The sequence below is a fragment of the Deinococcus sp. Arct2-2 genome (assembly GCF_004801315.1).
GTDB lineage: Bacteria > Deinococcota > Deinococci > Deinococcales > Deinococcaceae > Deinococcus.
In genome coordinates this window covers 19,004-37,441 of sequence record NZ_SSNW01000043.1, presented here as the reverse complement: position 1 = coordinate 37,441, position 18,438 = coordinate 19,004, and the positions used below count along the sequence as shown (strand labels likewise).

10 protein-coding genes are annotated in these 18,438 nt (G+C 56.6%); 7 read left to right on the top strand and 3 right to left on the bottom strand.

The window, feature by feature from the left end:
- Positions 1 to 309: 309 nt before the first annotated feature.
- The 4 genes from E7T06_RS16100 to E7T06_RS16085 all read left to right on the top strand — a co-directional run bounded on the left by E7T06_RS16100 (position 310) and on the right by E7T06_RS16085 (position 7,494).
- Positions 310 to 2,655 carry a UvrD-helicase domain-containing protein gene (locus E7T06_RS16100; RefSeq protein WP_136366793.1) on the top strand — a complete coding sequence of 782 codons (2,346 nt, stop codon included), beginning with the start codon at positions 310 to 312 and terminating at the stop codon, positions 2,653 to 2,655.
- A gap of 380 nt (positions 2,656 to 3,035) precedes the next feature.
- Positions 3,036 to 4,148: an Ig-like domain-containing protein gene (locus E7T06_RS16095; RefSeq protein ID WP_136366792.1), complete on the top strand. Its 1,113-nt coding sequence runs from the start codon at positions 3,036 to 3,038 to the stop codon at positions 4,146 to 4,148.
- Positions 4,145 to 6,196 (top strand): S8 family serine peptidase, encoded by a 2,052-nt coding sequence (locus E7T06_RS21895; protein ID WP_240741112.1) that lies wholly within the window; start codon positions 4,145 to 4,147, stop codon positions 6,194 to 6,196. The genes E7T06_RS16095 and E7T06_RS21895 overlap by 4 nt, the downstream gene beginning before the upstream one ends.
- Before the next feature lie 71 nt (positions 6,197 to 6,267).
- On the top strand, positions 6,268 to 7,494 hold the full coding sequence (locus tag E7T06_RS16085) for a secretin N-terminal domain-containing protein (RefSeq protein WP_136366791.1): 1,227 nt from the start codon (positions 6,268 to 6,270) through the stop codon (positions 7,492 to 7,494).
- A 333-nt stretch (positions 7,495 to 7,827) separates the two neighbouring features.
- Here E7T06_RS16085 and E7T06_RS16080 read toward each other — a convergent pair whose 3' ends face one another.
- Positions 7,828 to 8,274 carry a hypothetical protein gene (locus tag E7T06_RS16080; protein ID WP_136366790.1) on the bottom strand — a complete coding sequence of 149 codons (447 nt, stop codon included), beginning with the start codon at positions 8,272 to 8,274 and terminating at the stop codon, positions 7,828 to 7,830.
- A 6-nt stretch (positions 8,275 to 8,280) separates the two neighbouring features.
- Entirely contained in the window at positions 8,281 to 15,711 is a 7,431-nt protein-coding gene (locus tag E7T06_RS16075; protein ID WP_240741115.1) for a polymorphic toxin-type HINT domain-containing protein, read from the bottom strand.
- A gap of 444 nt (positions 15,712 to 16,155) precedes the next feature.
- Between E7T06_RS16075 and E7T06_RS22110 the strand changes: the two genes are divergently transcribed.
- A complete protein-coding gene (locus E7T06_RS22110) occupies positions 16,156 to 16,281 on the top strand; it encodes a hypothetical protein (protein ID WP_276605579.1) in 126 nt (41 codons plus the stop codon).
- A gap of 6 nt (positions 16,282 to 16,287) precedes the next feature.
- Here the strand turns inward: E7T06_RS22110 and E7T06_RS16070 are convergent, their stop codons facing one another.
- Positions 16,288 to 17,481, bottom strand: a complete 1,194-nt coding sequence (locus E7T06_RS16070) for a transposase (protein ID WP_136366788.1) — start codon at positions 17,479 to 17,481, stop codon at positions 16,288 to 16,290.
- Positions 17,482 to 17,623: 142 nt separating this feature from the next.
- On the opposite strand from E7T06_RS16070, the gene E7T06_RS16065 reads away from it, so the two are divergent.
- Both E7T06_RS16065 and E7T06_RS16060 read left to right on the top strand, forming a co-directional pair.
- Entirely contained in the window at positions 17,624 to 17,947 is a 324-nt protein-coding gene (locus E7T06_RS16065; RefSeq protein WP_136366787.1) for a hypothetical protein, read from the top strand.
- A 25-nt stretch (positions 17,948 to 17,972) separates the two neighbouring features.
- A complete protein-coding gene (locus tag E7T06_RS16060; protein ID WP_136366786.1) occupies positions 17,973 to 18,407 on the top strand; it encodes a hypothetical protein in 435 nt (144 codons plus the stop codon).
- Positions 18,408 to 18,438 lie beyond the last annotated feature (31 nt).

Genomic DNA, 18,438 nt, shown 5'->3' with positions numbered 1-18,438 from the left:
TGGCGGTGATGTGGACGCACGGGGCTGAGCATGATGTGAAAAAACCTGTGGGCTTAACGGGTTTTTTCGCGTTGGCCGAGCACTTGTTGACACTGTACAAGTTGGTTCTGTGTTCGATCACCTGCTGTACCAGTTCAGGGGCCAAGCCGGTGTGTGCACTCACGGCCGTGCCCCTATTCTTTGGGGGTGAACTCAACACTGGCCCTGTCTCAAGGGGAGAATGGTGGAGTGGGCCAGCGTGTGGTTGACGCAGATTTGGCATGCTAGAAGGCAGGTGGTGAGGAGCAGTTCACGGCCAACGAGGAGGCCATGACTAATTTGTCTGTCCGACGAGGCCGACTGCAGGTTCGCACACCCAGCGCCCGTGCCATTCCGGCGCACTTCACCGTGCAACAACGCACCTTCGTCGAAGCGGTTCGTGACACCACACAGCATCTCGTCTTGCGGGCCACTGCTGGGAGTGGCAAAACGACGACGCTGGCGGAAGCCGCCTGGCATTTGGACGCGTCGCGCCGTACGGTATACTTCGCGTACAACAAGCATTCCGTCATGGATGTGGGGCCGCGTCTGCCGCCTCGGGTCTGGGCCAGTACTTTGCATGCATATGGGCGGCGACTCTTGTGTCAGGCCCGGAATGCCCAACTGGACGTGGATGAGGACAAGAGTCTGCGACTGGCCGGACTGGTGTATGAGGGTGAGCGGGTAGAACGGCGTCTGGTGCGGGCAGCCGGACGGTTGTGGGATCTGGCGCGCGAGTATGGTCTGGGTGCCGGAGCGCACGAGGATGACCTAACGGCCTTGGCGGTGAGTGCAGAGTGGCCGGAGGAACAGGGCGTGCCGGCGATGCGGCGGGTGCTGGCGGGCTTCCGGCAGTTGAGTCTGCGAGATTGGCAGAAAGGCGGCCTACCGGACTTTACCGACTTCCTATGGTTGCCGCTGGAATTGGGGTTAGGCTCCGGCATCTTGGGGGCGGCCTTGGTGGATGAAGCGCAGGATCTGACACCCCTGCGCCAGCAGGTTGTCCTTCATCTGCTGGGGTTAAGGGATGATACGGCGGCAATCCCTGGCCGGTTGATTGCGGTGGGGGATCCTGAGCAAGCGATTTACACCTACGCTGGAGCAGATCCATGCGGCTTGTGGCGATTGGCCGAACGACTAAAAGCCCAAGAGTTGCCGCTGAGTGTGTCATTTCGCTGCCCGTCTGCGCACGTTGCTTTAGCTCGGAATGCCAGTTCGTTTATTCAGGCGGCCCCCAAAGCCCAAGTGGGCACGGTGGAACATCTGCCCGCAGAGACGGCGACGTTTGCGCGTGGGGACGTGATCCTTTCTCGCTTGAATGCCCCCTTGATTCGCATGGCCCTGAGCCTGATGACCCGGGAGGTGAGCGTGAATATTCGGGGGCGGGATCTGGCCGCCCGACTGGAGACGGCGACTCAAGAAGCTTTTCCCCAGCCCTTTACCGGAGATGAGGTGCGTGACCGGGTTAATGTGGTGTACGAGCGGCGGGCCAAACCGCTGACCAACCGGGTCAAGGAAGGAGATCTGGCCGCTAAGAAGGCTCTTGGGGAACTCAAGGACTTGTGCGCGTGTTTGCGCTTACTGGCGACCCGAGCGACGAAACTGGCGGGGGGCTGGGCGGATGTGGCAGCCGTGTCTGCCGTGTTGCAAGGGCTGTATCATGAGGATGCCGATGTCCTGCTCTCGACGGTGCACCGAGCCAAAGGATTGGAGTGGGAGCGGGTGACGGTGTTGTACCCGGAGTTGATGCCGTCCCCGCATGGAGATCCAGAAGAGGAGCGGTGCGTGCTGTTTGTGTGTTTGACGCGGAGTAAGGGCGTGTTGCGGTTGGCGTATGGCAAGGAAGCGTGGGCGAATGGGTGGCGCTTGAAGCCTGGCCCGGAGGTGACTCCACCCGTGACTGTAGAGGCAGAGGTGCTCTGGCATCCAGTGATCGAGGCAGTGGCTGGGCGAAAGAATGCACCAGCGCTCCCAGTCGTAGAGGAGATGAGCATGCCTGTGGGCCTCGAAGATGGGGGAACTCAGTCTCCAGGGGTCGTCGAGCCCGCCGCCCCTGTTGCAGTGGCCTCGCCCGTGCTGCCTATTCGCCCTCGTGAAATGCCTCGACCTGACCGGGAGCAGGCGGCGCTGGTCGCGCACGCCCAACGGGTGCGCGCTTCTCAGGTTCCTGCGGTGGTGGAGGATGGGCGCCCCTTGGCCTTGTTTGGAGGTTCGGATGTCCTCGGAGTAGTGGCCTTACGTGAGCGGCTGGACGTGCTCCTCGATGAGTCCCGGCCGGCCTTGCGGGAGTGGGCAACAGGATCCTTAACCTTGCTCCGAACCGTGCTGAGCACGACTGTGCAGCTGGAGCTTCCGGTCTTACTGAGAGTAGAACGCGCAGCAAATCGGGCACGCCTCGCGGTGCCGTTGATGCAGCCGCTGACGAAAAAGCAGGTCGCGCTGGTGGTGTTCACAGAGAGCATTGCGCGGCTTCGTCCGGCGGAGCTGAAGCGTCGGGGCGACCGGGCGTGGCGGGTCCTGTGGCAGGGGGAGGAACGAGTGTTTGACCCACGGACGGGGGAGCTGCTGGGCACCCTATTCACACCGGAAGCCTTGCATCTGCACTTGGACGAGGTGAACAGAGGCGGCAGATCATGACCGAACGACTGCTCTGTTGATCGGTCTAAATTGGAGTGAACCCAAAGTACAGATTCTCCGTCATTTTTGATGACGGCCAATCAAACACCCCTGGGCACAAGGTGTCGGACAAGCAGAAGTCGGTCGACGCGGGCAGTGATCACGGCAGTTGATCCCGCAGGACACGTGATAGACGCGGCATCTCGGAAACCTTCTGAGGAATGATGAAACTGGTATTCCCTGTTGATAGTGCGTTGCTGCTCAGTCTTTGAGGCGACCATCAAACGTGACGCAGAGCCTGTCAGCTGGGGGCAGTCCAAGTTTGCGAGCCCCCCTAAGAGTGGATCCTTTCCTGCTTGGTTTGCGGCACATTTTTTCTAGTGATCCTGCACAATGTCCTCATGCGCTGCGCCCTTGCTGCCACTTTGCTTTTGAGTCTGGTACTCACGGCTTGTCAGGGCGATGGCCCACCGCCCAGTGTCGCCCTCATCACACCCACCAATGACGCTACCGTCAGCGGCACCGCCGCCATACAAGTCACCCTGGGTGAGAAAGATACGAATAGCGAAGTGCGCGTCTACGCCCGCCTGCGCGACTCCACCGAGACCGGCCGCCTGATCGGCACGGTCAATACTTCCCCCTCGATCGTCTCTTGGAACACCACCGCCATGCCCAACGGCGATGACCTGGAGATCTACGCTTCGGCCACCCGCAGCAACGTCACCGGTACCAGCGCTCCCGTCCGTGTACGTGTTCAGAACGCCAGTGCACCGACCCTGGCTTACTTGGTGGCTTACAACCTGCCCGCGGGACTGACTGGTTTGTCTGTGAAAGCCCAACTGCCGGCGGGCGTGGATCCTCAGGCCATTCGGGCGGGGGTCGGCGTGACCTCCACTCCAGAACCCCAGCCCTCCTTGAAGCCTCAAGCCACAGACGGGCGACAACTGGCCGTGGAATGGGCTTGGAATCCGGCCGATGGCGCCAGCGGCTACCGCGTCCTGCAGGCCAGCGGTTCTGTAGCTGGCCCGTATGAGGTCGTTCGCAGTCCCGCCGCTTCCGCGGGCAGTGTGGCCCTGGAGAAGTACTCGCGCCTGCTGAGCGACGTCAACGTCGGCGACAAGATCTACGGCTCAGTGCGCAGCATCCTGGGCGTGGGCACAGAATCGGCCATGTCCAACGCGGGCCGGGCCATTTTTCTCGATGCCCAGCAGGTGGCCAGTCCCGCGCAAAACCAGGTGGTGCCCGATGGCCGTCCGATCCTGACCTGGACGGCACTCTCGGGGGCCGACGGCTACCTCTACTTCGTCTGCGACCGTCCTTGTGCTGAGAACGGCTCCAAGCGGTTGTGGACAAACTATCCCTACACGACTTCCAGCCGCAGCGCCGCCTTTCCCTCGGCTCAAGCCGCGCTGCCCAAAGGCACTTACCACTGGTGGGTGGCTGGCACACGGTCAACTGGGGGCAAACTCGTGTCCCTGAGCTACAGCGAGTCCCGCCAATTGGTGGTGCCTTGAAGTCCTGGCGCGTTGGACTGCTCCCGGCCTTGTTGTTGGTGTCGGCCTGTAGTCAAGAAACCAAGAGCACGCCAGAGACCTACCTGCTCACCACCGTCTTGCCGTCTCCAGCCACGCCCGGCAGTGAAGTCACCGTTTACGGCCGCTTGCCCGCAGGCAGCCGCGGCGTGAGGTTCGGGGAACAGACCGTCACCGGTACCAGTGTGCGGGACGGCATCCAGGTCACCCTTCCGGCAGACCTGGTGGCGGGTCTCACTACCGTGACCGTGCCCGGCGTCACCGGGAGCAGCGTCTCACTCGATGTTGTGCCCCGACTCGACCGGGTGACCCTGACCGGGACCGACGTGCGGATAGAGGGCGCCGGCTGGGGTGGAAAGACGGAGAACGTCCTGATCGAGGTCAACGGCCAACGCTTGGTGCCTCAAGGGGGAGTGGTTCTGACGGCACCCGTCAATCCAGCCCTCGGGGATCCGAACGGCACCGCCAGCGACCTCTACGGGGTCTTCAATGTGCGGGTCGTCGTGGGGGAGCGGGCCAGCGAGACGGTAGCCGTCAGGAAAGAAGCTGGAACTGTGACCGGGCAAGTGGTAAGACCTTTGGGAGGACAGGCATTGATGGTTCAAGCCGTGCCTGCACCACGACCCCCTCAACCCAGTGCCACTCTGCTCATTCCGCTGGCTGCTGAAATTCCAGTCACTGGGTTGCGAAACACGCGGGTGCTGGCTGCTTTGGGCATCGTGCGGGCCCACTATGCGAGTATACAAGCCGCCCAGGCTGCGCTCCAAGTTTTGTCTGCCTCTGGTCTTCACGCTGAGTATGACGCTGCTCTCTCTGTGCAGAGCGAGAAGATGATGGTGACGGGAGTGAATGCGCTCCAGCCTCAAGCCCTCAGTCCTCGGCAGTGGTTCTGGCCCCGTTTGGGCATTCCCGAGGCCTGGACACGCTCGCAGGGAGCTGGCATTACAGTGGCCGTGATCGATACGGGGGTGGCCCTCACCCACCCAGATTTGCAGGCCAATCTCTGGCCCGGACGTGACTATGTCGATGGAGACAAGACCCCGAGTGATGTCGGCGGCCACGGCACCCATGTCTCCGGCTTGATCGCGGCCAACGGCTTGGTCAGTGGTGCGGCCCCGCAAGCCCATCTCTTACCGGTGCGTGTGATTGGCCCGGCTGGCGGGACCACCAGCGATCTGGCCCGGGGTCTGATCTGGGCCGCGGGGCTGGATGAGACCGATCCCAATCCGCATCCGGCACAAGTCATCAACCTGTCCTTGGGAACACCCGAGTACAGCGACGTCTTGACCCAGGCGGTGAAGCGGGTGCTGGACGCCGGGGTGATCGTCGTGGCGGCCAATGGAAACGATGGGGGGCTGCCGTACTCACCGGCCAACATTCCCGGCGTGATCGCAGTGACGTCCATGGGTGGCCCAGAGACGCTGTATCAACCGTCCTATGCCAACCGGGGGCCAGGCACCCGAATTGCCGCGTATGGCGGTGACCTGAACGCCGATCAAGATCGCGACGGCGAAAAAGACGGCATCCTGTCGACCGATCTGGATGGGGGTGGGAAGCCGGGCTACGCCCTGCGGCAGGGTACCAGCATGGCCGCGCCGCAAGTCAGCGGGATTGCGGCGTTGTTGCTCAGTCAGGGGGCGCCCGCCCGTACGGTCAAAGCCTTGCTTGAAGGACAGGCGACCGATCTCGGCGTGGCGGGGATGGACTTGAATACCGGCTGGGGCCTCGTGAATGCCTTGGCGGTGAAGGCGGATGCTCCTCAGACCTATGCCGTCGCTCTGAATACGAATAACCGGGTCATCACCTACACGCGCACGTTGGACAACAAATTTGCCCTGCATAGCCTGCCCCCAGGTCAAGCGGTGCAGGTTGTGGCCGCCACCGATTTGGATGGCGACGGCATCGTGGGGGAAGCCGGGGAACTGCGCAGTGCCGCACAGCCCATCACCGTTACCCCTGGTGGACAGGCCACCGCCACCTTGACCCTCGCGCCAGCAGATGGAACGGGAGCCCTCACGCTGCCGAAGTAATCCTCCCGTTGCCCATCCTCTCTTCTGCTGGGGGCTCTGTCCCTCCGCTGCTCTGTCTTTCAAGGATCCCCATGTTTCGACGTTCTCTGACCCTCGCCTTGCTTCTCAACCTTTCTGCTGCCCTTGCCGCACCCACCCCTGTGACGGTGATCCGGGCGGGCGACACCATCGTCATTCAAGGCAGCGAGCAACTCCGCTACCAGACCGATCCGCTAACCCGCCGTCTGGTCTTGCCCGATGTCGTCTTGGCTCCTGGCGCGACCATTCCTGAGGGCCTGAGCTGGCAGAAGGCCGATGGCACCATCCAGTTCGTTATTCCCGACGGCACAACCTATGCCTTGAGTCCCGATGGCCGTAGCCTGATCCTGACGCCTCCCCTGCGGCAGGCGGTCTCGCCCATTCCCCAAGATGAACGTGCGCCCATCGTGTATCCGCTGAGCTTTGCTGATCCCAGCACGGTGGCGGGCCTGCTGCAAAGCCTGTATCCCGGCACCCGAGTCGTGATTGACCAGCGGCAACGCACCCTGATCGTCGTCGCCAACCCAGCGGATCGCTCCATGCTCTTGGCCTTGCTCAAGCAACTGGATGCCAGTCGCCCACAAGTGCAGTTTGAGGCGGAGATTTTGGAGGTCAACCGGGACACCACCGACAGCCTCGGCATTCAGTACGACTCGATCTTCACCTTCAAGCTGGCCGAAGGAGAAGGCGGCGGCCTACTGAATCTGGGAGCCTTCGGGCGCAGTCCCTTGAGCCTAAGTCTGGGGATCAATTTGCTGAAGACCAATGGGGCAGCGCGAGTGTTGGCTCGGCCCCGGATTACGACCATTGACGGCCTCGAAGCCCGCATCAACTCCACCCAAACAACCCCCGTCGTGACGGCGACGAGCAATGGCGGCACCAGCGTGCAGAGCATTACGACGGGGATCACCTTGCGACTGACGCCGAAAGTGGCTCCGGATGGCACGGTGGAGACGAGTCTGACGATTAGCGTAAGTGTACCGACGGGAACGACGAGTCAGGGCGTACCGCAGTTCAGTACGCGGGAAGCAACAACAACGGTGCGGGTGGGGAACGGAGAACCGATTGCGATTGGGGGACTACTGGAAGACCGGACAGTGACGGGGACGCAGAAGGTGCCGTTTTTGGGAGACATTCCAGTGTTGGGTAAGCTGTTCAGCACGACACGGACGGATACGAGACGCAGTGACCTAATTATTGTGGTGACGCCCCGACTAGTGATGAGTCCCAATGAAGCGCCGACGACGCAGATTCCAGGGGAGGGCTTAAAGCTGCCTTGATTAAAGAAGAGAAAAGGAAGAACCGCCCCACCATCTATGGGGCGGCTTTCAGGTTCCGACTAGGCACTGAATTTTCGTAAGGTTACCATGTTTGGCTTTCTGCTCTTGTTCTGGCGTTCCGGGGGTAATCGCGGATCGCTTGGGCCATACCCATGTGAGCTTTACCATGCAGGTCTACACCCACTTGGATGACGAGGTGCGCCGAACCTTGCGGAGCTGCTTGAATCCAGGAAAGGAGGCTAACGGCGGAGTAGCACCTCAGTAGCACCGCAGACCAAAACAAGGGGGCCGCTCCAATAGCTAGAGCGGCCCCCTTATTACGGATTTTATATGTCAAATTTTGGAGGACAGGATTAAATCTATTACCTTAGGTAGTATGGGTAGCATACGGGGTTTTGGAATAACCATTTCATCTAAATCATAGGTGAGAGTTGTGATTATGTTTTGATTTAAAGAGTTATAATTATTGACCAATTCGATAACACGATTAAATAAGTCCAATATTTTATCTTCGTCGGTTTTTATGCTTTGATTGAAGCTTGGCAGGCATATGCCATGACTGAAGAATGCATGCCTATCGCCGCTAAAAATCACAGGTTTGCTTTGATCAGCCCCGAACATTTCGAGAGCAGTAAATTGATTAGCGAGACACGCTACGCCATCTTTACACATAATCTCTCTAACATCATCCAGGACAGATAATCCTTCTCGACTTGCCGAAATACTTCCATGAATCATTAGAGATTCATCTCTGTCTATCAAAATCAATTTAGCCTTCATCATCACCTATGGGCATACAGTTGCGAGAATTTTATTGATATCTGTGATTGGCTTCAAAGCATTTAATGCCTTATCTTTTACAAGAGCATACCTTAGACCGCCGTCGATGTCGGATACCACACCCAACTCCATACTAATCTTATTTGGATTTGTAACAGTAGTAGCTACCACTCGTGTATAAGGATCACCACCTATACCTGCCATCCCTTTTGCAAATTTCAAAGCATCCTCATAGGACAGAGCAAATTGTTTCCCTTCATAACCCATGCCATAAATCGTCTGAAATTTTCCGGTTCTCACGATTGATTGATATTCACCCTCGCTAACAGCCCGATAAAGGGTAAGAGGTTTAGGGGCATCAGCATTATGAACCAGCCACCCTTGATCCCCCACATAATACGTATGTGCTTCACTGACGGTAAGGTTAAACATCTCCTGCGTCTGCTGGAGCGTGATGACGTTGGCAATGGTGCCGAGGGTGCCGTCCGCCTGCTTGATCTTGTCGCCAATCTTCAGGTGACCTGCACCCACCCAGTTTGAATTCAGGTCAGCGTGGCCTTCGGGGGCCGGACGATGGGATGCATCGACGTTCTTCGACAGGTAGAACGGATGCTCCGGCGTCGTCTCAATGTACTCCGTCTTATTGCCCTGCTCCGGGTCTTGGATGGCCAAGTATGTAATGTCTGGATCGATGTTCTTATGAACTGCAGTGATGGGGTAGTACCCGTTCTCACCTGTCTGCTCGTTGAAGGCGAGAACAGGGGTACCAATAGTGAGAGCACCGATGGCGACCAAGCCGGACAGGCTGCGGACAGGCGTGGAGGGTGCGAATGAGTTGAGATTACAACCGATACCTAAAGAATTCATCTCTTCAAGCATGATAGGTGCCATTACCTGTCTACCTCGAGATGAAGATGGTAGAGTGTATTTGGATCCGGTATTATATCTACCTGTCCTATTGGATAACATGTCTATAGCCATTTTACTTAGAATATCACTTAAGGTAGATCTTCCACCATTCGATAACACTTTTAAATCTATATAAGCATGCTGCATTTCATTAGAAGCCATATCTGATTTAAATTTCCACGTAGGCTTACTTTCTCTAGAACCCGTCCCGGTCATGTGGAGAGCATATTTATAGTATTGGTTCATAGCATGACCATATTTAGACACCTGAGCCATCTCTTTGAAGGAATCTCTACTAATCTGACGATTCCTTATGCCCTCTGATATATCTTTGTACATCTGAATGCGTAATGTTGGAGGCAAATCTTCTACAAATGAGGTGATAGCCGTCCAATCTTCGTAGACGCTGTTCGCTCCCACAGTTCCTAAGCCAACCGCAAGCGATTTAGATTGTTGCTGCGCTTCTTGCCTCGCCGCGTCTGCTTGTTTACCTAGAGCTTCATCTTCAGCTGCTCTGGTTTCAGCTCCCCAATCCACGAGATTTTGCAATACTGATTTGTTTTTATTCCACACATACAAAGTTTGGACGTTATAAGCATAGATGGCATCCTTAAAACCAAGCCCATCATTAAAATCAGCTGAGACCTCTTGAATGAAGACTGGATTGGAGGAAGATTCCTCTGTCTTGGCTTGAGCTAAGCCACCTACTCCCAACTGCACATTGATTTTGCTTTCGGGTGCAGGGTTCACAGCCTGCGGCTTCTTCGGGTCTACTTTTACTGGGGCGTCTTTGGCCTGCACGTCCCCAGCTTTGATCTGACTCGGATCGGGCAAATTGATGCTCGAGAGACTTCCAGTGGTCACTTCCAGCGGATTGATATTCAGCACACTGCTCAGCGGCTTAATCGGGGCATCCAAGGATTCGACACTGGCTTTAACGATGGCAAAGGGCATGGTGCCAGTCCAAACGGTATTATCGGAGTAGCCGTTCGCAAGGCTGTAGGTCGCATCGCGGACTCGGATACTGAGGGAGCCGTACGTGTAACTGGGAATTTGACACTGCGTGCCATTCCCTGTGCACTTATACACAAAGTTCCCCGCCTGTTGGAGAATCAATTGGATTTCGCCGTTGACAAAATGGGCGCTACTCCAATCCCGCCAGACCCCATGTTCACGGTACCAATACGGATCATTTTGTTCTTCAATTTGTCCCGTACTACTCAATACCTGTTGACCAAAAGGGTCATAGCGGAAATCGTTGTAACGATTGCCAACACCGTAACACTGGTAGTTGATGGCGCCACTACAAAAATACGTACTGCGTGCATTATTGCTGCGATTGTCGAACTGGCTGACCCTGTTGTCGGCATCGTATCGTTTGATATACCCGCTGGCTTCACCACCACTTACAGCCAAACGGTTGCCACGCGAATCTAAAGTGTAAGTCGAGGTGAGATACTGATAGTTTGGAGACTCCGGTATAGGACTGAATTTACTTTCAGAGGCGACTGACCCGTTCGAATTATAACTCGCTTGATAAACTTGCGTTTGAACAGGGTACTCAGGCTGGGAGTTTGGATGGGTCCCTTGGCTATCAATTAAATTGCCGTAAACATTGTAGCTATTTGTGGTGGTAGTCACTGGAGTGCCCGTCACCGAACTGGAATGGGTGGTCGTGTACGGCACACCAACCAACGTGCTCCCATTCGAAAACACCGTACTGTTGGTTTTGGTTTGACCGTCTTGAGTTGTGACGTTTTTGGCAGTCAACCCGCCGACCGTTGGGGTGATCACCGAGCGGTAGACCTCACTGCCGCGGATGACACTGTTGGTAATGGTGCCATCAATGCCATAGGTCGTATTGATTTCAGCGTAGGCCCCATTGGTGCTCCGTACCAGTAATTCCCGGCCTCGCTGGTCATATTCCGTGAACTTGTAGGTGCGGTAGCTTCCGTACTGAGTTCCGTCGCCGGCCCAAGCGTACTCACGCTGTCCATCTTGGTAATACGAGTAGGTGATGCTCTTGGTTTCCGTAGTGCCGATGACATCTTGCTGTGGAGGAGTGCCGTTGATCAGAACAGCAGGCAGAGTAGGATTTTGATCAGTAATGACCACTTTCTCCAATTGATCCCGCTCAGTGTAAGTGGCCGTACTGGTCGATACACTGGCTGCCAACACGACGCCGTTGGCCCCCCCGTAGTTCGCTGTTAGCACGTTGCCCGGCACTTGACCCCGGTGGCGAACCTGAATATTGCGCGTTTGAGCAGTTTCCTTGTTCGTTGGGCTGTAGGTGTACACAAATTGGTTCTGAACGAGGTTGCCATCTAAAAACGCTTCGCCACCGGCATCGCTGGGTGTATCCCAACTATTTAACAGGTTGCTGTTGGCATCAAATTTCCAGAGGCTCCAATAATTGGTGTACCCCGTGGCCGCTCCGTTGGCGTACTGCTGCGGCTTATAAATGCCTGGGTTGCCCCAAAATTGGCGGAAGTGACGGTTGCCCAGCCCGTTCACAAAGGTGTGTCGGGTGTATTCCCAACTCTTATTGGCGCCGTAAGAGACCTCACCGATTTGAAGGCCGCGGGCGTAATACCACTTGAAGGTAATGTTGCCCGCCGAGTTGGTCATTCGGGTATCCGAAGGCTCCGTAATATCTGGTGTGGTGGTCAAGCTGCCGACATAGTCGTAGCTCGTTTCTGCGGTCATCGGCCCATCCAGACGATAGGTGCGGTGCTTCCAATTGGTTGAAGTCGCGTCGCCTACCCTTGGACGGCTCTCAGAAATCACTTTACCCAGCGAGTTGGACTTGTACTCTGTGATTAAGCCGCGCTCGTTCTGATAACTAAGGTTACCTGCCTTGTCATAACGGTAAGTGGTGACGAGACCGTTCGATAGGCCTGCCACCTGACTGTCGGTTGTGCTCCCGCTTCGAGCATGCTCCTTTTTTTCGGTGAGGCGACCTGCCCAGTCATACTTGTAGGTGGTGACAAAGCGATTGGCGTCCGTGCTGCTCAAGACCTTGCCCGCGTGGTTGTAGGTCTGAATGATGCTGGCAGACTGATCCGGAGGCAAGGTCGTTTGAGTGGGTCGGCCCTGGGCGTTGTACACGTAATCCGTTCGTGCACCAGACTCCGGACCCGCTGCCGTATTCATGTGGGCCCGGTAGATACGGGCCGGGAGCGAACGACTCCCGTAGTGGCGGTACTCGGTACGGGTATGGGTGCCACTGGGTGAGGTCACATTCACACTGCCATGCTGGGCGGTGGTTCCTGTGTTGTTGTCCGGCTCCCAGACACCGGACAGAAGGCCGTCTGGGGTGTAAGTAAACACGTGGGTGACGTTATTGAGTTCGTTCACCTGGGACTGTACGCCAAATGGATTGTATGTGGTGCGTTTGCTGTTCCCGCGGCCATCGACTTGCTGAACCTGCCGGCCTAAGCCGTCGTACGCAGTGCGTGTCGTCACCCCATCGAAGCCCATGTGCACATACCCTTTGCCAGGCTCATCACCGTTCCACACTTCACGGGTGATGCTGGTGACGTTGCTACTGTTGTCGTAGGTCAACTTGGTATCGTACCCGTCAGCATCTGTCTTCTTCACGGGACGGTCAAAAGCGTCGTACTCCGTGGTGGTCCAGGCCCACGCTCCATTGGCTGAGGACATGTTCTGTGGCGTGATGGTCGCGCCGGACATCAATGTTCCGGTCACGGTCTGGCGGTCGAACTCATCATAGCCGTATTCCGCGTAAGGGCGGCGGGCATCGCTGTACGGACCCCCGACGGTGACCAAGGCCGGATCAAGTTTCCGAATCAGGTTGCCTGCCGTGTCATAGTTGAAGTAGGTGCTCCGGTCACTGTCACTGCTGTTCATGACCAAGCGGTTGTCAGTGATTTTGATAGGGCGATCGAAGGCGTCGTAGTAGGTGCGAACCGACCCTTCAGGGTAGAACACGGCATATTCCCGGCTCGCTGAATCCACATCGCGGTAGATCGTGACCTCATTGGAACCGATGTCTTTAATGATCTCACCGTGAATCTGACCGTCGGTGTGGTATCTCACGCGGCGGTAGGCGCCATCCGGATGGGTGGTCTTGACCACGCGGTCAAGCGTGTCATACACCAGCGTGGTCGTGAAGCCATCGACGGTCGAGGTCACAGCGCGTCCGTAGGTGTCGTACCCCAAGTCGGTCGTGTGATGGACTGTGCTCACTGTCGTGTCACTTCCCTCGCCCGCCTGAACCTTGTTGACTCGGCCAAAGTTAGCGGAAGTGCTGGTCTCGTCGTAGGTGTAGGCCGTGAGGCGGCGCACGCCACCCCCTTCCGTGGGATGTCCCTCAGAAGATGCCTTCAATTCTCCAGTCGCGTAATAGGTCCACGTTTTGTTTTCTTCCCACGCATTGCTGATATTGGGGCCGAGTTGCGAGAGCACCCGGCGCCAGACCTTGTTGCCGAACCCATCGAAAGCCTCGAAAGTCACAAGGAGCCGCTTCGATGGAGTGGCGCCGTCCCAATTTCCCACAAAAGCGTCTGTGGCGTACTGATAAGTCGTGTTCCCTAATTCATCGTAGTGGTAGACGAACGTTTGAGAGTCGATGTTGAGACCGGTCACCGTTTTGCTGTAGACGAGGTCGCCGTAGCTCCTGACCATGCGGGTAGAAGTCCAGTCGCCCCGGCCACCAGCGTCTGGAACAGGAACCCAATTGCTCAGCGCCTCTGGGTTACTCCAGTTATAGCCGTAGGTGACGGCGCGGTAATCACTGGTGTCTGCCCCTTTACGGAGTCGGGTCGCGGTAACGCGGGCCAAGCCATCTATTTCAGTGATGAATTGGCGCCGAGGAGTAGCACTGCTATCCAGGTAACGCTTCTCCTCGATCTTCTTTACCGCCGTGAAACTCTGTCCTGCCACATTGGCAACGTCGAACGGCGTGTACTCAATCCGTCGCTCATCGGTGCCGTACGCCACCGACGTCTCACTGAGGAGATCATTGGCCCGGCCCGCATGACTCGGGGTTGCGGCGATGGTCTCTTTCGTGAGCCGGTTGTCGGCGTTGTAGTCGTAATTGGTTTTGCGAAGGATGGGGCCTCCGTCACTGAGGTACTCCACCCACTGGGTTCTGTTTCCGCGCGTGTCAAACCAGAACTCCTGAGGGGGGCCTTTGGCCGGCTTGATGTAGCGAATCTGATTGAGGACGCTATAGTAAAAGTCTTGCCCATACGTCCGAATGTGGGGGGCTTCCGTTGCGGAGGCACTGAAGACGGGGTTGATGTCTTTGACCGTGATGGTGCGGAGGCGGTTGTCGGTCGTGAAGTGATAGACCTTCTGCTTCTCATTTTGAGTCACTGTGACTTTCGCGCCACCGGCAGGACTGCCGCTTTCGTACAAGAAGGTGGTGTCCGGCTCGCCCAAAGTGTTGATGCTCGACACGCGGTTATAAGCGTCGTAGGTGTAGGTCGTGGTTTTCCACCCCTTGCCTTGCTGCTGGCCTTCACTGCCGTCGGCCAGGACAGGGCGTTTGACCTTGTCCAAGAGAAGTTCCCCGTTGGCTCCTGGCTTGTAATCCAGGTCAAACCAACGCCCAATTGCCTGGTTCTGAGCATTGTAGGTTCGGAAGACCATGTATTCGACAACCCGTTGACTGCCTAAAAGGCCGTAGGTGTATTCAACTCGTCGCCGCCAAGTACTGGCATCGTTTTCGTTCTGGAGCAAGATATTGATGGCCGTGACTGTTCCGGTGTTGCCATCCCACTCATAGGTGGTGGTGCGGCCCCAGTAGTCCCGAACTTTCGCGAGTTGTCCGTTGCCGGCCGCTGTGTAGGTGAATTCGGTGCGGGGAGCGGTGCTGCCTTCAGCGTCACTCGTTGGTTGCCCCGCGACCCCCCAGTACTGTTCGTGGGGAGTCTGCTGATAGTCAGCGTATTGCCCATCGCGCCAGAAAGTGGTGCGGTTGCCATCATGGTCGTAGTAATGAACCACCATTTGTCCATTCGGCAACCGGTACTGGATAAGCCAGGTTTCGGGCGTTTCGATGCCTGTTTGCAGCTTGGAAATAAAGGAAGTCGTTGTCGCCCGGACACCGGCGTACCGCTGATTGATCCAGCTGGGTGCAGCAGCGATCTCCGTGCTGGTGGCGCGCCTGTAAAGTTGAGATCCGCCGTCTCCCACCCCCATGGCCCATTCCTGAGGTGCAGCAGTGACGGTTGGATTGAAGCCCATCAGGCGCAGGACGCCCTTGACGTTAAAGCTGCCGGACAGACTGGTGTTCGGGCTGGTAGCACCACCGACCACGGTGTTGGTGGTGGTGGAGGCTTTGGTGTTGGTGTTGTTGCGGGTGAGCTGGCCTAGGTCCACATAGGCGTTGCCGGTCGCCACATTGATGGCGTCAGCGACTTCTCCGAAGCCGGGATCGCCAAACGCGGTGGCCGGAATCGGAATATTGGTCACCCCTGGCCCGACGAAGGCGAACAGTTGAGGGGCCGCTGCCACCAGCGCTCCCGGCACATAGCTGAGCGTGAGAAACAGAACGGCCATCACGGCACTCGCCGCGCGTCTCCGCCGTTCGCCTGACCATGAGACAGATGGGGCTGACCTGAGGACGCGCGTCATGCCCTCACCTGTACCACATTATGTGGAAGGAACAACGCTAACTTGCCCTGCTTGAGCTTGAAAGTCTTAAGATTAGATTAAGGAATAGATCCAAACTCTTTGAGGTTTGACTGTCCCAACCCGCTGGTCTTAAGCCATGCACTTTTATCTCTAGGTCGCGGCAACATTCCTGATCAGAATGAGCTGTCCGGCCAGTCCGGGTCAGCGAGCTAGTATGCACTTTTGGTCGTTCGAGACCGTGCTCTAGATCTGGCTGATCCGGGCGCTTTCTTGCAGACTGCATCCTAGACAAGGCTCCGAGCCTGCAGATAAGAGACAGTCCAAGCAAAGCAGAATTGGCCTGACCACCCCACTTTTCGAGAGGTTTTTATGGTTGTGATGGGTATCGATATCGGCAAAGACGTGTTTTTTGCCCATCTGCGGGCCGCTGAAGGCGACCCATCGTTGACACCTCATGCCCTGCCTAACGTTGACAATACGGTGCTGATCGCCTGACAGATTTTATGAGGGAGACCGAAAAATGATTTGCCAGCCGACTTCAAGCGTTGCCGTCGGGTGAACCTGAGGGCGTGTTCGTCTTAGCGGCTCAGGATCGGGCCCCCCCTGAAGTGTCAAATTGGAGAAGATGGTTTGACCTCGGCTCAAGGCATATTGAACAGCCCGCAGACCAATTTTCAAGTAACTCAACGCTCGTTGCCAGTGGGGATCGACGACACGTTGATCCCCACGCTGCACCATCTGGATTCCCTCCGAGACCAGCAGCAAGGTTGCGACCGAGAGTACCAGAATCAACCGTTCTAGGCTGTTGGCATCTCGTATCTTGGAGTCCTCCAAGCCAAACAACCCGCTTTTCTCGTCGAGAAAGCCTTCCTCGATCTGAAAGCGTTCGCCGTATTCGGCAAAGGTCTCCACGCTCGTTGGTTCGTCACTGACGACCTGCCACTGCTCTGGCCCGTCCGATGGACGGGCCAGAGCCACGTGAACTGGGCCGAAGTGTCGCCCTGTCAAGGTGATGTTCTGGAAGCAACGGGTCTCTCGTGGCGCCAGGCGGATCTCACTGACCTTGCAGAGTCGCTGCCCATCCGGGGCAGCGAGAATCAGGCTGGATTTGATTCGAATACGGTAGTGCCAGCCGCAGATCTGCAGCCAGCCCATCAATTCCGTATCGCAAAAGCCTCGGTCCGCCAACAGGCGAACCTGACAGATCCCGAGGAAATCGAGGAGACCCTTCACCTCAGCGAGGACGGGAAGGAGGTGGGCGGTACTGACCTGGGCGCTGGAATGTTCAAGGACATGCGAGACGAGCGGCACCGCTCGTCCTCGGAAGAGCACAGAGACACGGATCAGGCAGAACTTCTCGAAGAGCACGCTGGTATCCAGAGCCAGAACGAGAGTGTGTCCTCCCCAGTCGCGGAGAGCCCGGGTGACAAGTGGGCCGTACATGCTGACGGGGTCAATGGCTGGGTTCTCCAGCCATCTCCGAACTCGGCGTTCTGTGCTCTGAGCGAAAGTCGCATGGGAGTGAATGTGAGGAAGCCAGGCAGAGAGCGAGGCCCTTTGGGAAAGCACCAAGCCAGTGACCATCCAGGCGAGGGTGCGGGCATTGCGGGTATCGTTCCAGAGGGAATGCTCAAGATGTGCGAGCACGGCTTGATACATTCGGGGGGCGTCCCCTCGGGTGCTTTCGGTTTTCACAAGCAGAAAGTGTCCCCTACCGGAGACGCTTTCTCATATTTTCTGTCAGGCGATCAGCCCAATTGGCTGAATAGTTCATCAAATATTAATACAATCTACTGAGCAGTTGACATAGCCTGAACCATATTCAAGGATAACGTAAATGCAAATCAAATTTTTGGGGAATATCAACAGACTCATTGCTGCTGCTGCAATGCTCATTCTTTTTGGAATAACGGCATCGGCGAGCAACAATGAAATTGCTGTGTATAAGGATAATCATGTGGTGGTCGTCAACTATATTCCTGGCCCTATGCCTGTACCTACAGGAAGAGGCACAAAAACAGTGTATGATTGTGGTGTTGTAACAAACGGCATCTTCTATTCTGGCTACAGGATCATCACAACAACCTTTTGGTCTGATGGCGGCATTACCGAATCTTCCTCTGGTTGTTTTGTTAGTCAGCCCCCACCCGTTACAGGGTGAGGTTTAAATAAAAAGGATAAATTAGATGAAAAAATTGCTAATCTCTCTTGTGCTAGCAGCGCCTTTTATTTCTGGCGGGCAAAATAATTCTCTGGCCTCGGCATCCTATGTTGAAAATCCAAGTTTATTTACGGCCATAGCCACATTTGAGGAAGCGCGAATGATTGATTGTCCACCTCAAAATGTTGTGGGTTCATTTGAGCGCATATGTTTCATGATTCCCAATGTGATCGACGATCAGGTGCGGGCAAAGTTGGAGAGTCAGTTCAAGAAGCAACTGGCCTATCCTTGGGTGGCAGCGGGTGGAGTGGCCGGAGGGCCAGTGGCCGGAGGGCCGAAAATCTTTCTCAATGCGTGGCTTACGGGTTCGCGGCGCTACCCTATACAGTTGTCCACCGCTGCATCGGGTGCTGATGCCATTCTGGTCTTGGGGCTGCTGGGCAGTGCGGGGGGACGCTAGCACGGTGAAGCTCTGCCCATGGCTCTGCTGA